The sequence below is a fragment of the Symbiobacterium sp. genome (genome assembly GCF_040797425.1).
GTDB lineage: Bacteria > Bacillota > Sulfobacillia > Symbiobacteriales > Symbiobacteriaceae > Symbiobacterium.
The window spans coordinates 12,089-32,683 of record NZ_JBFNEH010000029.1; the positions used below are offsets into that span (position 1 = coordinate 12,089).

The 20,595-nt window shown below is 68.4% G+C and carries 18 protein-coding genes; 4 read left to right on the plus strand and 14 right to left on the minus strand.

Features of this window, described 5'->3' with window-relative positions:
• Positions 1-67 precede the first annotated feature (67 nt).
• The gene (locus AB2385_RS10335; RefSeq protein WP_367654905.1) at positions 68-1,585 is read left to right on the plus strand and encodes a DEAD/DEAH box helicase; all 1,518 of its coding nucleotides are present in this window, start codon (positions 68-70) and stop codon (positions 1,583-1,585) included.
• A 157-nt stretch (positions 1,586-1,742) separates the two neighbouring features.
• On the opposite strand, the gene AB2385_RS10340 is transcribed toward AB2385_RS10335, so the two are convergent.
• A complete protein-coding gene (locus AB2385_RS10340; protein WP_367654906.1) occupies positions 1,743-2,129 on the minus strand; it encodes a hypothetical protein in 387 nt (128 codons plus the stop codon).
• A 114-nt stretch (positions 2,130-2,243) separates the two neighbouring features.
• Here AB2385_RS10340 and AB2385_RS10345 point away from each other — a divergent pair, with 114 nt between their 5' ends.
• Positions 2,244-3,197 (plus strand): GntR family transcriptional regulator, encoded by a 954-nt coding sequence (locus tag AB2385_RS10345; RefSeq protein ID WP_367654907.1) that lies wholly within the window; start codon positions 2,244-2,246, stop codon positions 3,195-3,197.
• Here the strand turns inward: AB2385_RS10345 and hpt are convergent.
• Together hpt and AB2385_RS10355 are read right to left on the minus strand one after the other, a co-directional pair.
• Positions 3,194-3,718: a hypoxanthine phosphoribosyltransferase gene (gene hpt / locus AB2385_RS10350; RefSeq protein WP_367654908.1), complete on the minus strand. Its 525-nt coding sequence runs from the start codon at positions 3,716-3,718 to the stop codon at positions 3,194-3,196. The genes AB2385_RS10345 and hpt overlap by 4 nt on opposite strands.
• Positions 3,719-3,786: 68 nt before the next feature.
• Entirely contained in the window at positions 3,787-4,863 is a 1,077-nt protein-coding gene (locus AB2385_RS10355; protein ID WP_367654909.1) for a M42 family metallopeptidase, read from the minus strand.
• Positions 4,864-5,139: 276 nt separating this feature from the next.
• Between AB2385_RS10355 and AB2385_RS10360 the strand changes: the two genes are divergently transcribed.
• The gene (locus AB2385_RS10360) at positions 5,140-6,063 is read left to right on the plus strand and encodes a LysR family transcriptional regulator (RefSeq protein ID WP_367654911.1); all 924 of its coding nucleotides are present in this window, start codon (positions 5,140-5,142) and stop codon (positions 6,061-6,063) included.
• Between the two features lie 278 nt (positions 6,064-6,341).
• Positions 6,342-6,941 (plus strand): sigma-70 family RNA polymerase sigma factor, encoded by a 600-nt coding sequence (locus AB2385_RS10365; protein ID WP_367654912.1) that lies wholly within the window; start codon positions 6,342-6,344, stop codon positions 6,939-6,941.
• Positions 6,942-7,269: 328 nt separating this feature from the next.
• On the opposite strand, the gene AB2385_RS10370 is transcribed toward AB2385_RS10365, so the two are convergent.
• The 11 genes from AB2385_RS10370 to AB2385_RS10420 all read right to left on the minus strand — a co-directional run bounded on the left by AB2385_RS10370 (position 7,270) and on the right by AB2385_RS10420 (position 20,532).
• A complete protein-coding gene (locus AB2385_RS10370) occupies positions 7,270-7,926 on the minus strand; it encodes a hypothetical protein (protein WP_367654913.1) in 657 nt (218 codons plus the stop codon).
• A gap of 383 nt (positions 7,927-8,309) precedes the next feature.
• Positions 8,310-8,726: a CoA-binding protein gene (locus tag AB2385_RS10375; protein ID WP_367654914.1), complete on the minus strand. Its 417-nt coding sequence runs from the start codon at positions 8,724-8,726 to the stop codon at positions 8,310-8,312.
• Positions 8,727-8,852: 126 nt separating this feature from the next.
• Entirely contained in the window at positions 8,853-10,271 is a 1,419-nt protein-coding gene (locus tag AB2385_RS10380) for an O-acetylhomoserine aminocarboxypropyltransferase/cysteine synthase family protein (protein ID WP_367654915.1), read from the minus strand.
• The gene (locus AB2385_RS10385; RefSeq protein WP_367654916.1) at positions 10,264-11,181 is read right to left on the minus strand and encodes a carbohydrate kinase family protein; all 918 of its coding nucleotides are present in this window, start codon (positions 11,179-11,181) and stop codon (positions 10,264-10,266) included. The genes AB2385_RS10380 and AB2385_RS10385 overlap by 8 nt, the downstream gene beginning before the upstream one ends.
• Before the next feature lie 224 nt (positions 11,182-11,405).
• The gene (locus AB2385_RS10390) at positions 11,406-12,260 is read right to left on the minus strand and encodes a class II fructose-1,6-bisphosphate aldolase (RefSeq protein ID WP_367654917.1); all 855 of its coding nucleotides are present in this window, start codon (positions 12,258-12,260) and stop codon (positions 11,406-11,408) included.
• A 171-nt stretch (positions 12,261-12,431) separates the two neighbouring features.
• A complete protein-coding gene (locus AB2385_RS10395; protein ID WP_367654918.1) occupies positions 12,432-13,085 on the minus strand; it encodes a hypothetical protein in 654 nt (217 codons plus the stop codon).
• 157 nt (positions 13,086-13,242) lie between these two features.
• Positions 13,243-13,878, minus strand: a complete 636-nt coding sequence (locus AB2385_RS10400; RefSeq protein WP_367654919.1) for a hypothetical protein — start codon at positions 13,876-13,878, stop codon at positions 13,243-13,245.
• A 255-nt stretch (positions 13,879-14,133) separates the two neighbouring features.
• Complete coding sequence (gene ilvB, locus AB2385_RS10405) at positions 14,134-15,843, minus strand: biosynthetic-type acetolactate synthase large subunit (RefSeq protein ID WP_367654920.1); 1,710 nt, start codon at positions 15,841-15,843, stop codon at positions 14,134-14,136.
• Positions 15,844-16,088: 245 nt separating this feature from the next.
• The gene (gene ilvD, locus AB2385_RS10410) at positions 16,089-17,768 is read right to left on the minus strand and encodes a dihydroxy-acid dehydratase (RefSeq protein WP_367654921.1); all 1,680 of its coding nucleotides are present in this window, start codon (positions 17,766-17,768) and stop codon (positions 16,089-16,091) included.
• A 291-nt stretch (positions 17,769-18,059) separates the two neighbouring features.
• The gene (gene ilvE / locus AB2385_RS10415; protein WP_367654922.1) at positions 18,060-18,941 is read right to left on the minus strand and encodes a branched-chain-amino-acid transaminase; all 882 of its coding nucleotides are present in this window, start codon (positions 18,939-18,941) and stop codon (positions 18,060-18,062) included.
• 19 nt (positions 18,942-18,960) lie between these two features.
• Positions 18,961-20,532 (minus strand): 2-isopropylmalate synthase, encoded by a 1,572-nt coding sequence (locus AB2385_RS10420; protein WP_367654923.1) that lies wholly within the window; start codon positions 20,530-20,532, stop codon positions 18,961-18,963.
• Between the last annotated feature and the right edge of the window lie 63 nt (positions 20,533-20,595).

A 20,595-nucleotide genomic window follows, 5' to 3' on the forward strand; every position in this document is an offset into this window, starting at 1 on the left:
TTATGTTTACAAGCCCGCGGCGCAGACTATCCCGGAAGGAACAGTGGAACGGGAGGGAGTCTGCGCCGTGAGTCTGTCAACGGTTACCCAGAGCCTCGGGTTGCCGCCCGCCCCCAGCATTTTCGCCGACGGCGAATGGGGCGCGCAGAGCCCGGACGGGCCCCTCCAGTTCTTAGACTTGCCAGGGGGTGCCGACGTCACGCCCCCGGACCCCGACGCCCTCTACGCCCCGCCCGGCGAGGAGCTCTACGACTACCAGGTCGAGGGCGCCCATTACCTCATGGAGCATCCCGTGGCCCTGCTGGGCGACGAGATGGGCCTGGGCAAGTCGATCCAGGCCATCGCAGCGCTGCGGCTCCTGATGCGCCGGGGCGAGGTGGAGCGGGCCTTGGTGCTCTGCCCGAAAACCCTCATCTTCGACTGGTACTACAAGCTGCGGCAGTGGGCCCCCGATCTCCGGACGATCCCCATCGAGGGACCCCGGCGCCGCCGCCAGTGGTACTGGCGCTGCCAGGGCCACGTCCACCTGGCGGGCTACGAGACCTGGCGGGAGGACCTGAAGGCGGGTCACGCCGATCCGAAAGCCTACGATCTGGTCCTGCTGGACGAAATCCAGCGCATCAAGAACCCCAACACGGCCATCCACAAGGCGGTGGCGCAGGTGGATGCCCGCTGGCGCTGGGGGCTTTCCGGCACCCCGCTGGAGAACCGGGTGGAGGAGCTCCAGGCCATCTTCCACTACCTGAAACCGGGCCTACTCCCCGCCCGCAAGGGCTGCCCGGTGGAGGAGATCCACCGGCGCGTCGCACCGTATGTCTTCCGCCGCCGCAAGGCCGACGTGCTGCGCCACCTGCCGCCCAAGGAGCACCGCACGGTCTGGCTGGACTTGGTCCCCGCCCAGCGCATGGCCTACGAGGCGGCCGAGCGGGCGGCGATCCAGGCGATCCAGCAGGCCGGCCACGCCGCCGCCCCGGTGATCGCCCTGGCCCTGCTCAACAAGTTGAAGCAGATCTGCAACCTCGATCCCGCCACAGGGGCTTCCTGCAAGATGGCCTTCCTGGAGCAGGAGCTGGAGGACCTCACCGCCCGCGGCGAGAAGGTGCTCATCTTCTCCCAGTACCCCAAGGTGACCCTGGAACCCCTGATGGGCCGGCTGGAGCGGTTCGGGGCCATCCTCTTCGACGGTTCCCTCAGCGACTGGAGCCGGCAGCTGGTGGTGCACCACTTCCAGCACAAGGACGTGCCGCGGGTGCTGGCCATGTCGCTGAAGGCGGGCGGCGTGGGCATCACCCTCACCCGGGCTAACCACGTCTACCACCTGGACCACTGGTGGAACCCGGCGGTGGCCCAGCAGGCCGAGGATCGCACCCACCGCATCGGTCAGCGCCGCCCCGTCTACGTGACCAGCCTGCTCACCCGGGGCACCGTGGAGGAGCGCATCGCCGCCCTGGTAGAGCAGAAGCGGGAGCTCTTCCACCAGGTGATGGACCCGCTCACGGAGCCGTCCGATGCAGAGGCCGAGGAGCAGCGGTACCTGCGCCGCCTGAGCCGGGAAGAGTTGCTGGGCCTGTTCGGCATGCACTGACGGCCCTCCACACCGACGAGGGTTGCCGCGGCAGCCCGGTACCCCACGGGCGGAGCGGCAGGCGGTGCCGGGCCGGGCGAGGCGGGTTCGAGCCCCGGAAAGTCGCTGAGGTTTGCGCAGCAGAGGGTCCGGAGCCGTGCTCCGGACCCTCCTGGCGTCAGGACGTGGACAGGTCGTCCAGTTCGTCGATGGGCATCTGCCCCCGGACCAGGTCCACCTCGGGCAGCGGGGCTTCCGGCCCGGTCACGGCGCCCTCCACCGGAATCTGGCGCGCCCCGGGGATGTTCATCGTCGACTCCCTGCGCCGGGGCGAGCCGGACGGGCGATCGTCGCCCACCGGTGCCACCCGCTTCAGCGGCCCCTCAATGCGCGCACCGTAGTAGACCCCCGGCCGCACCATGCCGTCCTCGCCCCGGGGGCCATCCGCCTCCGCCAGCTCCAGGGCACCATCCACCGCGCCGGTCTCCGGAAGGGCGGCGGCCCCGCCGGTCTCCCGGGTGCGAGTCTCCTCACCCTGTGCCCGCGTGCGCTCCTCCGCGCCCATCCGCCGTCACCTCCGCCCGTAGGTTACCCTTGCCAGCGCGGCGAAGATGCATTGACAGGGCGGGCAGACGGAAGCTAGACTGTACGCAAGCTTGAGAACAGTGGGGAAAGTGGTGTGCACGCGTTCCGGCTGAACCCAGACAGCAACCTGTCCGCACGCGAGCAGATCAAGGCACAGATCCGCTACCAGATCGCCGCTGGGCTGCTCTACCCGGGAGACCAGCTCCCGTCGCTCCGGGACCTGGCCGCCGGCCTGGCCGTCAACGTGAACACCGTCGTCCGGGCCGTGGAGGACCTGGTGCAGGAGGGCTACCTGAGGAGCCAACAGGGGCGCGGCGTCTTCGTCGCCGAGAGCCCGCCCGGAGGCGCCCCGGGAGCCCCGTTGCGCTCCCTTGTGGCCGGCGCCCTGGCCTCGGCGGCGGAGTGGGGCATGACCCCCCCCGCCCTGGCCGAGGCGGTCCTGGCCCAGGCGCAGCTGGCCCGGGCCCCCCGGCCCGCGCTGGACCGGCTGCTCCTGGTGGGCACCTCCCGGGCCGACCTGCGCCCGCTCCGGCGACATCTGGAGGCTGCGCTGCCAGACGTGGCGGTGATCCCGACCCTGCCGGAGGAGTTGGGCCCCGTCGGCCCCACCACCCCGGTGGCGGCGACGCTCTTCCATGCGCCGGCGCTGCGGGACCTGGGGGCCGTCGCCCTGGCCGGGTCGGAGGAGCTGGACGCCCTGCGCCGGCTCGACGCGCTCCCGCCGGGCGCGGCGGTGGTCGTGGCCGCCGCCGACTGGGTGCAGGCGGCGCGCATCCGCCAGAGCCTGGCCCGCGGAGGCCTCGCCCACCTCGCCTTCCGCCCCGTCACCGGCCCGGCGGAGCTCGCCGCCGCCCTGGACGGAGCCGCCTGCCTGCTGGCAGCCCCCAGCGGTGAGCCAATCGCGGCGGAGGCCCGGGCCCTCCGCCCGGACCTCCCCTGCCTCGTGGAGCCCCGCACCCTGCCGCCCGCCGCAGTCACCGCGCTCCGCCGGCGCCTCAGCGCGCCGCCCCGGGCGCCCCGAATCGGGGTGCGCTCATCCTGGATCTAGTCCTCTCCCACCACCCCGACGTAGGGCAGGTGCCGGTACTGCTCAGCACAGTCGATGCCGTAGCCCACCACGAACTCGTCGGGGATGGTGAAGCCCACGTAGTCCACCGAGACCTCCGTCCGGCGCCGGGCGGGCTTGTCCAGCAGCACCGCCACCCGCAGGCTGGCGGGGTTCTGGTGCTCCAGGTACTCCTTCAGGTAGCGCAGCGTGAGGCCGGTGTCGACGATGTCCTCCACCAGCAGCACGTGCCGCCCGGTCACCGACCGCTCCAGGTCCTTCAGGATGCGGATGACGCCGGACGACTCCGTCGCGCTGCCGTAGCTGGAGACGGCCATGAAGTCCACCTCCGCCGGCACGGTGAGGGCGCGCACCAGGTCGGCGCAGAAGACGAACGCCCCCTTGAGCACCCCCACCACCAGCACCGTCTCCCCCGCCAGGTCACGGCTGATCTCGGCCCCCATCTCGCTGACGCGGGCGGCGATCTGCTCCGCCGTGAGCAGTTGCCTCACAACCCTCTTCACCGCTCAACCCCCCGTGTTTCTTCCGCGAAGGAGCCGGGGCAGGCGGTGCGCCCGGCCCCGGCTCGCATTTACACGTAACGCTTGAGCTGGGCCACGGTCTCGGCGTCCAGCTTCTTGATGACCGCCGCCACCAGCTTGGCGGCATTCTCCATGTCGTCACGATGGATCAGCGACACGTGGCTGTGGATGTACCGCGTGGCAAACCCGATCGCCAGCGAGGGCACGCCCCGGCCGTGCAGGTGCATCTTGCCCGCGTCGGTGCCGCCGCCCGCCAGGGACTGGAACTGCAGCGGGATGCCCAGCTCCTCGGCCGTGTCGATCACCAGATCGCGCAGGCCCCGGTGGGGGACCATCGAGGCGTCGTAGATCATGATCAGCGGGCCCTCGCCCATCTTGCCCTGAACCTGCTCGTCACTGCCCGGCACGTCGTTGGCGATGCCCACGTCCAGTGCGAAGGCGATGTCCGGCTCGATGGTATTGGCCATGGTGGTCGCACCCCGCAGGCCGACCTCCTCCTGCACGTTGCCGACCGCGTAGACCTCGTTGGGGTGCTCCTGGCCCTGCAGCTCTTCCAGCACCATGATCGCCGCCGCGCAGCCTGCCCGGTTGTCCCAGGCCTTGTTCAGCAGGATCTTCGGGTTGGGCATGACGTGGAAGTCGCAGAGCGGCACAATGGGGTCGCCGGGACGGACGCCCCACTCCTTCGCCTCATCCCGGGAGCTGGCGCCGATGTCGATGAACATGTCCTTGATCTGGACGACCTTGTTGCGCTCCTCCTGGGTCAGGATGTGAGGCGGCTTCGAGCCCACCACGCCGATGAGCTCGCCCTTGCGGGTGAGCACCTTCACCCGCTGGGAGAGCATCACCTGGCTCCACCATCCGCCCACGGGCTGGAGCTTGAGAAAGCCCTTCTCCGTGATGTGGGTGACGATCCAACCGACCTCGTCCAGGTGACCGGCCACCATGATGCGGGGGCCGCCGGGCTTGCCCCGCTTCACGCCGGCGATGGACCCCAGGTTGTCGGTGATGATCTCATCGCAGAGCGGTTCGAGGTACCTGCGCATCACCTGGCGCACGGGTTCCTCGAAACCCGGAATCCCGTTGGCACTCGTGAGTTCCTCGTACATCTTGAGCCGCCGATCCACCAAAACAGGCCTCCCTCTAATGCTTCTGTACTGTCAGGACAGTACTGACGTTTCCTCTTGATTCCACCTGGTACCCGCGAACCCCTTCCTGTTCTTGCTGCTTCTCGGCCCGCACCCCTGCGCGGCCGGCCCGCCTGCCAGCCATCGCCAGGTACGGCCCCGCGCAAATCCGCTCTTCCGGGCTATTGCCCGACAGCGCAACTCCGTCTAACCTGACCATGAGTGGGGCTGTTTTCGTTCCGCTCTGGAGCATTCGTAGAGTGGGGGGCATGCCAAATGCTTATATCGTATCTCCAGGTGTACTGTGACATCATCGAAACCCGCAGCTTCTCCAAGGCGGCTGCGCGCAACTTCATCTCGCAGCCCGCGGTCAGCCAGCAGGTGAAAGCGCTGGAAGAGCACTTTCAGCAGCGGCTCATCGAGCGGTCGCCGCAGGGCATCTACCCCACCGAGGCCGGCCGGGTGTTCTACGAGGGCGCCCGGGAGATCATCAGACGGTACCAGGCGCTGGAGCGGCAGATGGCCGACCTGGCCCAGACGGTGACCGGCTCCATCCGGGTCCAGACCGTTTACAGCGTGGGCCTCCACGACCTGCCCCCATACATCAAGAAGTTCATCCGGACCTACCCGCAGGCCCGGGTTCACGTGGAGTACAGCCGCACCAACAAGATCTACGAGGCCGTGAAGCAGAACCAGGTGGACATCGGCATCGTGGCCTATCCTCAGGAAAGCCGGCAGTTCGGGGTGATCCCACTGCCGCCCGACGAACTGGTGGTGATCGTGGACCCCGCGCACCCGCTGGCGGCACGGGGCGAGCCCGTGAGCCTGCGCCAGCTGCACGGGCTGCCCTTCGTGGCCTTCGACCCCGACATCCCTACCCGCAAGGCCATCGACCGGATCCTCTCCGACGAGGGCGTGGAGGTGGAGGTAGTCCAGGAGTTTGACAACGTCGAGACCATCAAGCGCTCGGTGGAGGCCGAGGTGGGAATCTCCATCATCCCCCGCCGGTGTGCGCGCTGGGAGATCCGCTCCGGCTCCCTGGTCGCGCTGCCCATCGCGGACGTGCGCCTCGAGCGGCCGGTCGGGATCATCTACAAGCGGGGAAAGGTGTTCAGTAACACCCTGCAGAAGTTCATCGACATCCTCACCGAGGCCAACGGGGCAGATGCGCCGGGCGAACCCGGGCAGGCGAAGCCCTGAGTGGCGGTCCGCAACCGGCGCACCAGCTCCACAGGAGCCAGGCAGCACGGCCCCCCGTTCCACATGGGCAACACTACCGATCGTGCGGCGTCCCGACTTCGGGGCGCCGCTACTGTCATAAATGATCATCGACCTGCGAACTTCTTTACCAAAAAGAAAATGACAGGGTGACGGGAAACCCGTAACTTTTGTCGTCCCAGTTCGTTAGTAAGGGCGAGCGCACACCGGCGGGCAGCCGCCGAGATGGTACAAAGCGGGAACGGGAGGGACCTCAGGAGATGTCGGCTGCCTTTACGGACGAACAGTTAGTGGAGCGAGCGCAGGACGGCGACCGCGGCGCTCTGGGTGAGCTGCTGGAGCGTTACGAGCGGCGGACATATAATCTGGCCTTTCGCTTGATGGGCAATCATGCGGATGCGTGTGACGCGGCACAGGAGGCCCTGGTGCGCGTCTGTATCCGTCTCCATAATTTTCGCGGCGACTCGGCCTTCTCCACCTGGCTTTACCGCGTGGTCACCAACACCTGTCTGGACGAGCTCCGGCGCCGGGGCCGGCTGCGTCACTCCTCGCTGGACGAAGCCGTGCCGCTGGAGGAGGGCACGGTTCCCCGCCAGGCGGTGGACGAGACCGAGGGGCCCGTGGAGTGTGCGGAGCGGCACGAGATCCAGGCGGCGGTGCAGCGGGCCATCAACCGGCTGCCGTACGAGTACCGGATCGTGGTGATCCTGCGGGACATCCAGGACCTCTCCTACCAGGAAATCGCCTCCATCCTGGGCACGACGCTGGGGACCATCAAGTCGCGGCTGCACCGGGCCCGGCAGGCCCTGCGCACGATCATCGCCGACACGGAGGGCAAGTGTCTGGACATCGCCGGCTAGCCCCGCTGTTCGGGTGATTGTTCGGTTCATTCTTTCAGTCTCGTAATCCTTTGTTCGCTGTTCACTGTAGAGTCTGATATGTTAGACTGTAGGTGGATGGGGCGCAGGGGGATGGCAGATGATCCGAAGAAGCCGATTTGGATCGCCCGATCCCAATCGCGACCCGGTCCGGTACCTGGAACCCGTTGTTCCGAAATCCTCTTGCGCTCCGTTATCGGTCGCCCGGGAAGGGGGAAAATGGCAGCAGGTAGGAGCTGCCCCGGGCGCCACAACCCCCTGCAGGTGAAAACCTCCAGGGGGTTGTTCGCGTCGTGGGGTGAGGGCCGGCTCAGGCGTGATCGTGCAGATCGTCGCCTGTGCGTTGCCGGCCATCTTCCGGCAGCCAGTCTCCCTGCCGGGCTGCTCCTTCGCCGGCGGACGCCCCCAGTTCGGGTTCGTGCCGGTAGGATGCGGTATCGCCGGCGATCCCGTCTGCCGCCCCTGCCGCATCCGAGGTGAGCTCGCCCTGGTCGAGCGCAGCGGGGCCGTAGTCGTCCCCGTCGAGCGCCATCTCGACGTCCGCCGCGGTGGCGTAAGTCTCCATCCTCGGTGCGGGGCTCTCGGGCTCGGCCCCGGTGGCGTGCGCGCCGACGTCGTACGCATACGCCGGGTGGGTTTCCGGAGCGGCGGCCCCGGCCAAGGCGGGGCGAACCGCGTCTGCATCGGGTGCGGGCCGGTCACGGCCGATTCCGGCGTCGGCCTCCGTCGGGTTCTGTGCGACCCGCGGGTCCGCCGGGATCCAGCCACGAACGCCTCCGGGGTCGGCAGTGATGCGGCGGCGGGCCACATCCATGCCGGCCGTGGTTCGATCCCGGACCGCTTCCACGCCCGTGCGGTCGGCGGTTGGCCGTTCCGCCATCGGGATGCGGGTCTCCCTCTCGGGCCGGGGTGCGTACATGAGCCAGGCGATACCCAGAACGCCCAGGAACAGCAAGATCCACGTCATCCTGTCTCCCCCCTGTTGTTCCCTAGTCTGCCCCATAGCTGTGCAAGTCAGCCAGCGTCAACCGCAGGATGGCGTGATCGGAAGGGCGGGTCGGGCAGGGCCGGTGAGCCGGCTCCCCGGCGCTGCATGTGCCGCTCGACCCTTCGTGGGGGGAGGCGACCATCGAGACCACCCCCGAGGCGAGCCGGGACCGCCTCACCCCCCTCCCACCCCCCCGGATGAAGGCCCGGACGCCTCTGACCCGTTCGTTGCGGTAACATATTGAGCCACAACCCTGCGCGGGCGTGGCTCAAATCGTTACCGTTGCGGTTGTGCGACGGGTCGGACGCTCCCGTCCACCGGGTGAGATCCCGCCCACCCCGGCGTTGCTCCACGTGGCTCCTCTACTGCTCCCGCTTCTTCGCTTCCTTATACAGGCAGAGGTCCTGCACCACGGCCAGACCCATGGCTTCGGCCTCGGCCGCGGCCTGCTCGTTCACGACGCCCTCCTGCATCCACACCACCTTCGGCTTCGTGGTCATCCGTCCGACCTCCCGAACCACGTCCACAGCGTACTGCGGCGCGCGGAAGACCTGCACCACGTCCACCGGAAAGGGAATCTCGGTGAGGGAGCTGTAGACCTTCTCCCCCAGAACCTCGCCGCCCTTGGGGTTCACCGGCACGATCCGGTAGCCCCGCCGCTGCATCTCGACGCTCACCCGGTAGCTCGGGCGCTCCGGGTTGTCCGACAGCCCCACCACCGCCAGCACCCGCGGCTGGCTCACCACCCACTCGATCGTCTGCGGGTCGTTGATGGTCATCCCGCACCCCACACTCCTTTCAGACGTAGACCTCTACGGTTCAGACGGGCCCTCCCGCCCTGCCGAGACGGCTCCGCTCTCACCGGCCGGACTATCCGGCCCCACCACGTGGTCGCCGGGCCCGTGTCACCCGGCCGCCTGCGCCAGCGCCTGCTCGAGGTCCGCGATCAGATCCGGCAGCGCCTCGAACCCGACCGATACCCGAATCAGGTCGTCGCCCACGCCGGCGGCCTCCCGCTGTTCCGGGGTCAGCTGGCTGTGGGTGGTGGATGCCGGGTGGATTACCAGTGACCGGGCGTCGCCCACGTTGGCCACGTGGGAGAAGAGCCGCAGGGCGTCGATGAACCGGGCCCCCGCTTCCAGGCCCCCTTTCAGGCCGAAGACCAGCATGCCCCCATAGCCGCCCTTCAGATAGCGCTGCGCCAGGGCATGGTCGGGGTGGCTCGGCAGGCCCGGGTACCGCACCCACGCCACCGCCGGGTGCTCGGCCAAATACTGGGCGATGGCCATGGCGTTCTCGCTGACCGCCCGCATCCGCAGGGCGAGGGTCTCGATCCCCAGCAGGAGCAGGAACGAGTTGAAGGGCGACTGGCAGCCGCCCAGGTCGCGCAACATCTGTGCCCGCACCTTGGTGATGAAGCCGGCGTTGCCGAAATCCACCGCGTAGCGTACCCCGTGGTAGGAAGGGTCCGGCTCCGTGAAGCCCGGGAAGCGGGGGGAGTTCCAGTCGAACTTGCCCGAGTCGACCACCACCCCGCCCATCGCCGCCCCGTGCCCGCCCAGCCACTTGGTGGCCGAGTGGATCACCAGGTCGGCCCCGTGCTCGAAGGGGCGGCAGAGGACGGGCGTGGCAAAGGTATTGTCGATCACCAGGGGGATACCGTGCTCGTGGGCGATGGCCGCCACGCCGGCGATGTCGAACACGTCGAGGCGCGGGTTGCCGATGACCTCGCCGAAGATGAGCCGCGTCCGGGGCGTGATGGCCCGGCGGAACCCGTCCAGGTCGCCGGCGTCGACGAAGCGGGCGGTGATGCCCCACTTCGGCAGGGTGGCAGCGAACAGGTTGTAGGTGCCGCCGTAAAGGCTGGACGAGGTGACGATCTCGTCCCCGGCGTTGCAGATCGCCATTACCGTGGCGACCAGGGCGGCGTGTCCTGACGCGAAGGCCACCGCTCCCACCCCGCCCTCCAGCGCGGCGACCCGCGCCTCGAAGGCGGCGGTGGTCGGGTTGTTGATGCGGGTGTAGATGTTGCCCTCCGCCTCGAGGGAGAAGAGCTGGCGGGCGTGCTCGGTGGAAGCGAAGACGTAGGCGGCGGTCTGGTAGATGGGCACCGCCTGCGCCCCGGTGACCGGATCGCTCCGGTAGCCGCCGTGGATGGCGAGGGTCTCGGGCAGATAGCCGGTCTGGCGGCCGCCTTGGGCTGCCTGGTCGCCGTGCACCTCCGGCGTCTCGGGCCGGCAGTCGTTCCGATGGCCGTCGTGCGCCCCCGGCGTCTCGGATCGGTGGCGGCGGACCTCACGTCCGGCAGCGTCGCGGTCAGGCATCGGTCTCATCCCCCATCTGCGTCAGGATCTGTGTCGGCAGGGTCGGACGGGCACCCACCCGGGTGACCACCTCGGCCCCCAGACGGTTGGCCCGCAGGGCAGCCCGGTACGGGTCCAGACCGCGCCGCAGCCCGTGGATCAGGGCGGCGCCCCAGGCGTCGCCGGACCCCGTGCCGTCCACCGCCGGACCCGACGGCCTCACCGGGGGCACGTGGATGAGCCGGTCGCCCTCGGCCAGGAGCGCCCCTTCGGGGCCCAGCTTCACCGCCACCAGGTCCGCCCGGCGGGCGAGGCGGCGTGCGGCCTCCTCGACGTCGGCGCAGCCGGTGAGCGCCCGGGCCTCGTCCCGGTTCGGCATCAGCACCCGAATGCCGGGGGGCAACTCCAGCCCGTGCCGACGGATGAACCCGGCCGAGGACGGATCAAACGAGATCGGCACCCCCGCCTCCCGGGCCACGGCCACGGCCCGTTCCAGTGTGCGGCGGGTGGCCTCCCAGAAGTAGGCGTAGCCGGTGAGGTGGAGCCAGCCGGCGGTGCAGAGGCGCTCCTCGGGGAGGTCCTCCGGCTCCAGGAAGTGGCTGGCGCCGCGGGGGACCAGCATGTGCCGCTGCACGCCATCGCTGAACAGCACCAGCACGGCGGTGGGGTAAGTGGGATCCACCGCCGCGTGCACCTCGACGCCCTCCTCCCGCAGGTCCGCCACCAGCGCCCGGCCCAGAAGGTCGTCACCCACGCGGGTGACGAAGCAGGCCGGGTCCCCCAGGCGCCGGGTCCAGACGGCGAAGTTGGCCGCCGACCCGCCGGGGGTCGCCCGTACCTCTCCAGGGGTGTCGGTGTCGGGCTCCAGGCGTCCAGTTGCGGTGGCGACCACGTCCAGGACCAGGTCGCCGAAGACAAACAGGTGCTGCATCCCCCGCCCTCCTCAGGTAGAAACAGTGATCGCCGCTGGGTAGAGTTCCCCAACGGCGACCGCAATTCCTGTGCAGAGATCCCCGGGCCCTGTCCGGCTGGTCAGGCAGACCCGGGACGGGTCATTCCGCTCCCGACAAGCCGCTGCGGGCGCGGTCGAAGCCGGCTCCTCGGCCCCAGAGTGACCCTTCCCGACACGGACGACCCGGACTCGCCTGCGCCCGATCAAGCCTTCCCGGCGCAGCCGAAGAGCCGCATCTTCGCCTTGATGTGCTCTTTCAGCACCTCCCGGGCCGGGGCGAAGATCTTGCGGGGGTCGATCTCGTGCGGCTTTGCGGCCAGCTGCTGGCGGATCTCACCCAGGAAGGCCTGCCGCAGCTCGGTGTCGATGTTGACCTTGCGGATGCCGAGGGCGATGCCCTGCCGCACGTCGTCCTCAGGCACACCCGAGCCACCGTGCATCACGAGGTAGGCCCCGGTCTTTTCGTGGACCGCGGCGATCCGGTCAAGGGCCAGCTTGGGCGGCAGCTTGTACGGACCATGTGCGGTGCCGAAGGACATCGCCAGGGCGTCCACGCCGGTGGCCTCGAAGAACTCGATGGCGTCGGGAACGGGCGTGAGCATGGCCTCGCGCTCGTCGACGGAGATCTCATCCTCCACACCGCCGATCTTGCCGATCTCGCCCTCCACGGAGACACCCACCGCGTGGGCAATCTTCACGATCTCCTTGGTGCGGGCGATGTTCTCCGCCTTCTCGTACTGCGAGCCGTCGAACATCACGGAGGTGAAACCCGCCCGGATGCAGGCCACCACGGTGTTGAAGTCCGTGCCGTGGTCGAGGTGGAGACAGATGGGCACAGTCGCCCTGGCCGCAGCGGCCTTCACCATGGCGACGATGTAATCCAGGCCGGCGTACTTGATGGCCCCCTGGCTGGCCTGCAGGATCACCGGGGAGCGACACTCCTCGGCGGCCGCCACGATGGCCTGCACGATCTCCATGTTGTTGCAGTTGAACGCCCCCACCGCGTACTTCCCTTGCTCTGCCGCATCCAGAAGCGTTCTCAGCGGGACGAGTGACATCGGCCTTGCCTCCCCTGCGCGCCCGCGGGCGCCGTTTTTCTAGGGGAGAGTTATGCCAGCCAGCGGATGGGCTCCTACCGGGGCGGGTATCGATGTTTTGGATGGATGCGATAGAAGGCGTCGATCCTGGCGGCGGGCCGCCGCGCCCGGGCCGATGCTGCCCGAGTCCATCTAAGGCGACCCGGCATCCGTGAGATCTGCGTGCCGTTCGGCCAGGAAGTCCCGCAAACCGAGGCTCAGTTTCTTGTGGGCAGCGACCAGCGCCTGTGGATCGGCGCCCTGATCCCGGTTCGCGCCGAACGTCTGAATCAGCACGACGGCGTGGCCATAGGAGAACACTTCTATAAAGTTCTCCGGCGGTCGAACCTGAACGGCAGCCCCGGTGGAAATCTGCGCCTCCTGCTCCGGCACAGACATGAACCCGATCACGTCAGGCTCCAGGGGCGTGGGGATGAACATGATCTCAACGGCGGACACGATCTGCGTCGACTGCTCCATGTACAGGTACTCGTGTTGCGTCGGTTTGGAGTCGTCCTCGAACAGGACGGTCTTCGCGCGCTTGCCCCATGCCATCTCGGCGTCGAAGCCGTAGTAGACAGCGTTTTCCGGATGATAGTTCAGGATCTCAAACCCGGGCGGCTGGAAGGAGACCGGAAGATCCCTGGCCAACTCTGCGAACGCCGCATACCGCGCGAGCACCTGGACCGATGGGTCTGTGGGGGGGGCGGAGGTTTCGGTGCGCTGGTTTTCGGCAGCGCTGCGGGAACAGGCTGTCAGCAAGAGGCACAGCATCGTGATGAGCCAATAGGGCCGAACACGCCGCATCCATCATCCCCCTGGCAGATTCCAAGAACCGGCTTGATGATCTATTCTGTCCTTCTGGAACCATCGTCTTGGCCAATGCTGGCTTTCCACGGTTAGGCAACACGACATGGGTTGGATCGAGGCCGTTCTCCTCGCATCCAACCCATGTGGATACACCTCAGCTGTTCGCGATGACGTGCTTGTAGGTATAAGCCCCGGCCGAAGGTGGATCCCCGTGGGTGTCTCTGTACTCATACCCGACAAAGTTGCCGGTATAGACATGGTAGACCTCGTATTTTGTGGCCCCCTCAACAAATCCGTGGCCAAGGTCGCAATATGTGTAGCCCACCTTGTAGGGGGGAATCGTCCACTCATCCTCAATTTCATCGCTTCGGATCCAACTCCAAGTGCCGGAGCCGGAGATGTTCATCTGACCTTGCAGCTTCATGGACGCGAGTTGAACCAACGGAGTCTTGATATCGCCTTCTGTCCCGAGGACAATCTCGCCCCCGATGGACACGGTTGTACTCCCGCTCGTGGCCTGTTTGTACGTGAGCTTGGAGGGCTCGCTGCTCAGGCGGTTATCCACCCGCACCACGCCGCGAAGCGTGTGCTCCCAATCCCCTGATGCCCGTGATCCAGTGAACCCGGCAAAGCAATACAAGAACGAGCCGCTGCCCTTGCAGGTTCGCTGAGTTGTCACGGGTTCCGCGTGGAGGCGGGGCTGATCCTGGCCCTGCACACGGCGCACGCCTACAATCTGCGCATCCTTGAGCGACCGAATGTCAGGTGCGTTGGAAGGATCAAACTTCAAGCAGGTCTATAACCCGGGCAAGTCCTATTATGCAAATATCTCCTCTGTAATGCTAGATCATAAAGCAAAATTATTTTCTATTATATGTCACCGTTCCAACGCCTGGTTGGGTGTCGCTCCTGCGCGTGATATGACGCCCCGCAGGTATGCGCCTCTTGAGAAAGCACTGCTGATTCAAAATTGGTCTACCCCACCATCAATGCAAGGAGCGCACCCTCCCGGTGCGCTCCTTGTTTACGTTTTCACCAACACCGTTCACGGCTTCGCCAGCACCGCCTCCGTGTTGGCGCCGCCCGGCGGCACGATGGGGAAGACGTTCTCCTCCTCCTCCACCTTCACTTCCAGCAGCGCCGCGCCGTCGTGCGCCCGGAGCGCCGCCATGGCGTCCGCGAGCTCGCCGAGCCGGGTCACCCGCATCCCCCGGATGCCGTAGGCCTCGGCCAGCTTGACGAAGTCCGGCATGCCCCGGCGCAGGTCCACCTCCTTGTAGCGGCCCTCGTAGAACATCTCCTGCCACTGCCGCACCATGCCCAGGTAGCCGTTGTTCAGCAGCACGATCTTCACCGGCAGGTTCTCCTGCACCACCGTGGCCAGCTCCTGGATGCACATCTGGATCGAGCCGTCGCCGGTGACCAGCACCACGTCCCGGTCCGGGCGGCCGATGGCGGCGCCCACCGCCGCCGGCAGGCCGAAACCCATCGTGCCCAGGCCGCTGGAGGAGAGCCACGTGCGCGGCTCCGTGCGGGTGCAGTAGTGAGCGGCCCACATCTGGTGCTGGCCCACGTCGGTGCAGATGATGGCCTTCGACCCGAAGGTCGCCTGCACGGCCTGGACCACCTGCTGCGGCTTCGGCACCCCGTTGGGATCGGTGGGGACCTCCTCGCCGCGCCGCACGCCCCAGAGGGGGTGCTGGTCGTGCCAGGCCTGCACCTGCGCCCGCCACTCGGGCAGCTTCTGCGACCAGTCGCCCAGAGCCTCGTTCAGCTGCGCCAGGACCAGGCCGCAGTCGCCCACCAGCTCGATGTGCGACGGCAGGTTCTTCGACATCTCCGCCGGGTCGATGTCGATATGGATCACCCGTGCCTTCGGGGCGAAGCGGGCCGCCAGGCCCGTCACCCGGTCGTCGAAGCGCATGCCGCAGGCGAGGAGCAAGTCGGCGTTGGCCACCGCCCGGTTGGCGGCGAAGGTGCCGTGCATGCCCACCAGACCCAGGCACTGCGGGTGGTCCATCGGGAAGCCGCCCAGGCCCATCAGGGTCTCCACCACCGGGGCGTCCATCCGTTCGGCCAGCGTCCGGAAGGGCCCCGCCGCGTCCGGCGACGAGACCACGCCGCCGCCGCAGATCAGCACCGGCCGCCTCGCCGTGCGGATCGCCTCGGCCGCCTCCGCCACGGCCTCCGGCGCCGCCTCCCGCGGCACCCGGTAGCCCGGCAGGTGGATGGGCGGCGGGTAGTGGTAGTGGATCTTCGTATTGGTCACGTCCTTCGGGATGTCGATCAGCACCGGCCCCGGTCGGCCCGTGCTGGCGATGTGGAAGGCCTCGCGCACCACCCGCAGGAGCTGGTCGGGGTCAGTGACGAGGTAGTTGTGCTTGGTCACGGGCATCGTGATCCCGGTCACGTCGGCCTCCTGGAAGGCGTCACGCCCGATCAGCGAGCGCGGCACCTGGCCGGTGATGGCCACAATAGGCGTCGAGTCCATCATGGCGTCGCAGAGGCCGGTCACCAGGTTGGTGGCGCCGGGGCCGGAGGTGGCCAGCACCACCCCCACCCGGCCCGTGGCCCGGGCGTAGCCCTCTGCCGCGTGGATCGCGCCCTGTTCGTGCCGGGTCAGCACGTGGCGGATGGGGCTGTCATAGAGGGCGTCATAGATGTAGAGACTCGCCCCGCCGGGGTAGCCGAAGATGACCTCGACGCCCTCCGCCTCCAACGCCTTGACCAGGGCGACAGCCGCCTGCATCTCCATCTCACGTCCTCCTTCCGGTCCGGGACCGCCCCCGGATGCTCTGCCCTTGCATCTCCGGGACCCGAATCACCCCCGGAATTCCGCCGCTGTCGTTCGCCGGGTCGTGGTCGCAGGCCACCCCGGAACCTGTCACTCACGTTCACTCGAGCGGAGTCGGCGCCCGCACCCCGGGGCTGGCGCCCCACCCCCCGAAGCACGTAACGCCGCCCACGCCCGGGGGCGGCGCTCGCCCCGCAATCCACCCGTCACTCCGGGATCCGCAGCACCGCCCCGGTGTTGGCCGACGTCACCATGGCGGCGTAACGCCCCAGCCAGCCGTGGCGCACCTTCGGGGCGGGCCGCTTCCACGCCGCCCGGCGCCGCTCCAGCTCCGCCGGATCCACCTCCAGCGTCAGCCGCCGGGCCGGGATGTCGATGGTGATTATGTCGCCGTCCTGTACCAGGGCGATCGGGCCGCCCTCCGCCGCCTCGGGCGAGATGTGGCCGAGGCAGATGCCCCGGGTGCCGCCCGAGAAGCGCCCGTCGGTGATGAGGGCCACCTCCTTGCCGAGGCCCATCCCCACGATGGCCGAGGTCGGCGCCAGCATCTCCGGCATGCCGGGCCCGCCCTTCGGCCCCTCGTACCGGATCACCACCACGTGGCCCGGCTGCACCTTGCCGCCGAAGATCCCGGCCAGCGCCTCGTCCTGCGAGTCGAAGCAGATCGCCCGGCCGGTGAAGGTCCGGATGGAGGGGTCCACCGCCCCCACCTTCAGCGCCGCGCCGTCGGGCGCCAGGTTGCCGAAGAGGATCGCCAGGCCGCCGGTCTCGCCGTAGGGCCGCTCCACCGGCCGGATGACCTCCGGATTCCGGTTCTCCGCCTCGGCCCACAGGTCGCCGATGGTCTTCCCCGCCACCGTGGGGCAGTCGGGGTGGAGCGTGCCCTCCTTGCGGGCGAGCTCCTTCAGGATCGCCATCACGCCGCCGGCGGCGTGCACGTCCTCGATGTGGACCTCCTGCGTGGCCGGGGAGACCTTGCAGAGGTAGGGCACCCGAGCCGAAAGCTCGTTGATGCGGGCGAGCGGGTAATCCACCCCTGCCTCGCTGGCGATGGCGAGGGTGTGCAGCACCGTGTTGGTGGAGCCGCCCATGGCGATGTCCAGGGCGAAGGCGTTGTCGATGGCCTCCACCGTCACGAGGTCCCGGGGCTTCGGGCCGCCGGCGATCGCCATCTCCACGATGCGCCGGGCCGCCGCCCGGGCCAGCGCCTCCCGCTCGGCCGACTTCGCCAGGGCGGTGCCGTTGCCCGGCAGGGCCAGCCCCAGCGCCTCGCAGAGGCAGTTCATCGAGTTGGCGGTGAACATGCCGGAGCAGGAGCCGCAGCCCGGGCAGGAGAGGTCCTCCAGCTCCTTCAGCTCCGCGTCCGTGATCATGCCTCGGCTGTGGGCCCCCACGCCCTCGAAGATGGTGATCAGGTCCGACTTCCGCCCATCCTTCAGCCGGCCGGCGGCCATGGGCCCGCCCGAGACGAAGATCGTGGGGATGTTCACCCGCACGGCGGCCATCAGCATCCCCGGGGTGATCTTGTCGCAGTTGGGGATGCAAATCATGGCGTCCAGCTGGTGCGCCTCGATGACCGTCTCCACCGCGTCGGCGATCAGTTCCCGGCTGGGGAGGCTGTAGCGCATGCCGATGTGGCCCATCGCGATGCCGTCGTCCACGCCGATCGTGTTGAAGACGAACGGCACACCGCCGGCCTCCCGCACGGCCGCCTTCACCAGGTCGCCGAACTCCTTCAGGTGAACGTGGCCCGGCACGATGTCGATGTAGCTGTTGGCGATGCCGATGAACGGCTTGTTCATGTCGGCGTCGGTCACGCCGGTGGCCTTCAGCAGGGCCCGGTGCGGCGCCCGGTCGTGGCCTTTCTTGATCGTATCGCTGCGCATCGTTTGCCCCTCCATGTTCTTTCTCCGTTCCGGCCCCTCTGTGTGTGGCTCTGTCTCTGGCGTGGGGGGTAGCCGGGCCGTGCGCAGTGTGGGCGGGCCCACGATAGGGATGCCCGGATCGGTGAACCCCGGGAGGGATATCCTGAGCGGGTGGGCCGCCTGCAGGTCTGTCCTGCGTCGGCTGTGTCTCCCGTGGGCGCACCTTCCGGTGGGTGTGCCTTGCTTCGGATGTGCCCCCAGCAGGTGCGCCTTCCATGGGTCTACCCAGTGCGAGGGTGCCGTGACGGCACCTTACTCCGGATAGATCGGCGTCCCCTCGACCTGGGTGCGCCGGCGGAACTCCGCGATCAGCCGCTGCGTCACCTCGCCGGGCTGGCCGGTGCCGATCTTCCGGGCGTCGCACTCCACCACGGGCACGATCTCCGCCGCCGTGCCGGTAAGGAAGCACTCGTCGGCGGTGTAGACGTCGAAGAGGGTGAACGTTCCCTCCTCCACCGTGTAGCCCAGGTCCCGGGCGTACTCCATCACCGCGTTCCGGGTGATGCCCGGGAGGATCCCCAGGTGCACCGCCGGCGTGATCAGCCGGCCCTTCTTCACGATGAAGATGTTGTCACCGGTGCCCTCGCAGACGTAGCCTTCCTTGTTCAGCATCACCACCTCGGGGTAGCCCTGCGTGGCGGCGCTGATCTTGGCCATGATGCTGGTGAGGTAGTTCAGGGTCTTCATCTGCGGCTGGAGGGTATCCGGCGGGTTGCGCCGGGTGGAGACCGAGATCACCCGCATCCCCTGGGTGTAGACCTCCTCCGGGTAGAGGGTGATCCCGTCCGCGATACAGACTACCGTCGGCCGGGGGCACTTGCGGGGATCGAGTCCCAGGTCGCCCTTCCCCCGGGAGACCACCAGGCGGATGTAGGCGTCCCGCAGGTTCGACCGGCGGAGCGTCTCCAGGACCACCTCCTCCATCTCTTTCCACGTGAGCGGGATCTCCAGCCAGATCGCCTTCGCCGAGTCGTAGAGCCGGTCCAGGTGCTCCGTCAGCCGGAAGACCCGGCCGCCGTAGGCCCGGATGCCCTCGAATACGCCGTCGCCATACAGGAAGCCGTGGTCGAAGACGGAGACCTTGGCTTCGTCCTTCGGGTACCACGCTCCGTCCACGTAAACCTGAATCGACACCGCCGTCCCCTCCTTGCCCCTAGTCTCCGTACGCTCGCATCTGCCAGCCCGGGGCCGGGTCGTCCGACACGGTGAGCGCAGCCCCGGAGAGGATCTTGTTCAGGGCGTTGATGTAAGCCCGGGCGGAGGCCTCGATCACGTCCGTCGACGTGCCCCGGCCCGACGCCACCCGGTCGCCCGACCGCACCCGCACCGTCACCTCCCCCAGGGCGTCCTGCCCCTCGGTCACGGCGTTGAGCCGGTAGTCCAGCAGGCTCCCCTCGAAGCGCGCCGCCCGGTCGATGGCGTGGTAGAGGGCGCTCACGGGCCCGTCGCCCGACGCCGCCTCCTGGTGCACCACGCCGTCCCGCTCCAGCCTCACCGTCGCCGTGGGCATCGTCTCGTTGCCCGCCACCACCTGGAACGAGAGCAGACGGCAGACCTCCTCCACCGTGCTCCGGGCCTGCTCGTCGCCAATGATGGCCACGAGGTCCTGGTCGGTGACCGCCTTCTTCCGGTCGGCCACCTCCTTGAACCGCTGGAAGGCCGAGTCGATCTCGGCGTCGGTGAGGTGGTAGCCCAGGTGTTCCAGGCGGGCCCGGAAGGCGGCCCGGCCTGAGTGCTTGCCCAGCACCAGGGCGGACGCCGGCACGCCCACGTCCTCGGGCTTCATGATCTCGTAGGTGTCGCGGTGCTTCAGCATGCCGTCCTGGTGGATGCCGGACTCGTGGGCGAAGGCGTTGGCCCCCACGATCGCCTTGTTGGGCTGGACGGACACGCCCGTGACGCTCTGCAGCAGGCGGGAGGTGCGGTAGATCTCGCGGGTGTTGATGCCGGTCTCCACGCCCCACTGGTCCCGCCGGACCTTTAGCGCCATCACGATCTCCTCCAGCGAGGCGTTGCCGGCCCGCTCGCCGATGCCGTTCACCGTGCACTCCACCTGGGTGGCGCCGGCCTCGATGGCGGCCAGGGTGTTGGCCACCGCCAGGCCCAGGTCGTCGTGGCAGTGGACGGAGAACTGCACACCTTCGGGAGCGTCCACGTGCTCGATCAGGAAGCGGATGAGGTCGTAGTACTCCTTCGGGGTGGTGTAGCCCACCGTGTCCGGCACGTTGAGCACTGTCGCGCCGGCCCGGGCGGCCACGGTGAAGATCTGCACCAGGAAGTTCCAGTCGGAGCGGGTGGCGTCCTCGGCCGAGAACTCCACCTCCGGCCCCAGCGACCGGGCCAGGGCCACGGCGTCCCGGGCGGCCTTCACCACCTCCTCCGGCTTCTTGCGCAGCTTGTGCTCCATATGGATCGGCGAGGTGGCGATAAACGTATGGACGCGCGGTTTCTGCGCCCCCTTCACCGCCTCGTAGCAGCGGCGAATGTCCGCCTCGTTGGCCCGGGCCAGACCGGCGATGGTGGGCCCCGAAATGGTCTCGGCGATCCGGCGCACGGCCTCGAAGTCGCCGGGGGATGCGGCCGGGAACCCGGCCTCCATCACATCCACGCCCAGGCGGGCCAGCTGGCGGGCCACCTCCAGCTTGGCCTCCGCCGTCATGCCGAATCCGGGCGCCTGCTCACCATCCCGCAGGGTGGTGTCGAAGATCCGAATCCGCCGCGTCATCGCCGTCACCTTCCTCTCGCAAGGTTTTCAGGCGGCTTCGCCGCATCTGCTCACGTATGTGCT

Excerpts from the sequence above, each read along its gene's own strand:
- AB2385_RS10385 (WP_367654916.1), bottom strand. The coding sequence starts at position 11,181 with ATGCAGCACCTGTTTGTCTTCGGCGACCTGGTCCTGGACGTGGTCGCC.
- AB2385_RS10365 (WP_367654912.1), top strand. The coding sequence starts at position 6,342 with ATGTCGGCTGCCTTTACGGACGAACAGTTAGTGGAGCGAGCGCAGGAC.
- AB2385_RS10370 (WP_367654913.1), bottom strand. The coding sequence starts at position 7,926 with ATGACGTGGATCTTGCTGTTCCTGGGCGTTCTGGGTATCGCCTGGCTC.
- AB2385_RS10380 (WP_367654915.1), bottom strand. The coding sequence starts at position 10,271 with ATGCCTGACCGCGACGCTGCCGGACGTGAGGTCCGCCGCCACCGATCC.
- AB2385_RS10360 (WP_367654911.1), top strand. The coding sequence starts at position 5,140 with ATGCTTATATCGTATCTCCAGGTGTACTGTGACATCATCGAAACCCGC.
- AB2385_RS10375 (WP_367654914.1), bottom strand. The coding sequence starts at position 8,726 with ATGACCATCAACGACCCGCAGACGATCGAGTGGGTGGTGAGCCAGCCG.
- AB2385_RS10420 (WP_367654923.1), bottom strand. The coding sequence starts at position 20,532 with ATGACGCGGCGGATTCGGATCTTCGACACCACCCTGCGGGATGGTGAG.
- ilvD (WP_367654921.1), bottom strand. The coding sequence starts at position 17,768 with ATGCGCAGCGATACGATCAAGAAAGGCCACGACCGGGCGCCGCACCGG.
- ilvB (WP_367654920.1), bottom strand. The coding sequence starts at position 15,843 with ATGGAGATGCAGGCGGCTGTCGCCCTGGTCAAGGCGTTGGAGGCGGAG.
- AB2385_RS10390 (WP_367654917.1), bottom strand. The coding sequence starts at position 12,260 with ATGTCACTCGTCCCGCTGAGAACGCTTCTGGATGCGGCAGAGCAAGGG.
- AB2385_RS10395 (WP_367654918.1), bottom strand. The coding sequence starts at position 13,085 with ATGCGGCGTGTTCGGCCCTATTGGCTCATCACGATGCTGTGCCTCTTG.
- AB2385_RS10340 (WP_367654906.1), bottom strand. The coding sequence starts at position 2,129 with ATGGGCGCGGAGGAGCGCACGCGGGCACAGGGTGAGGAGACTCGCACC.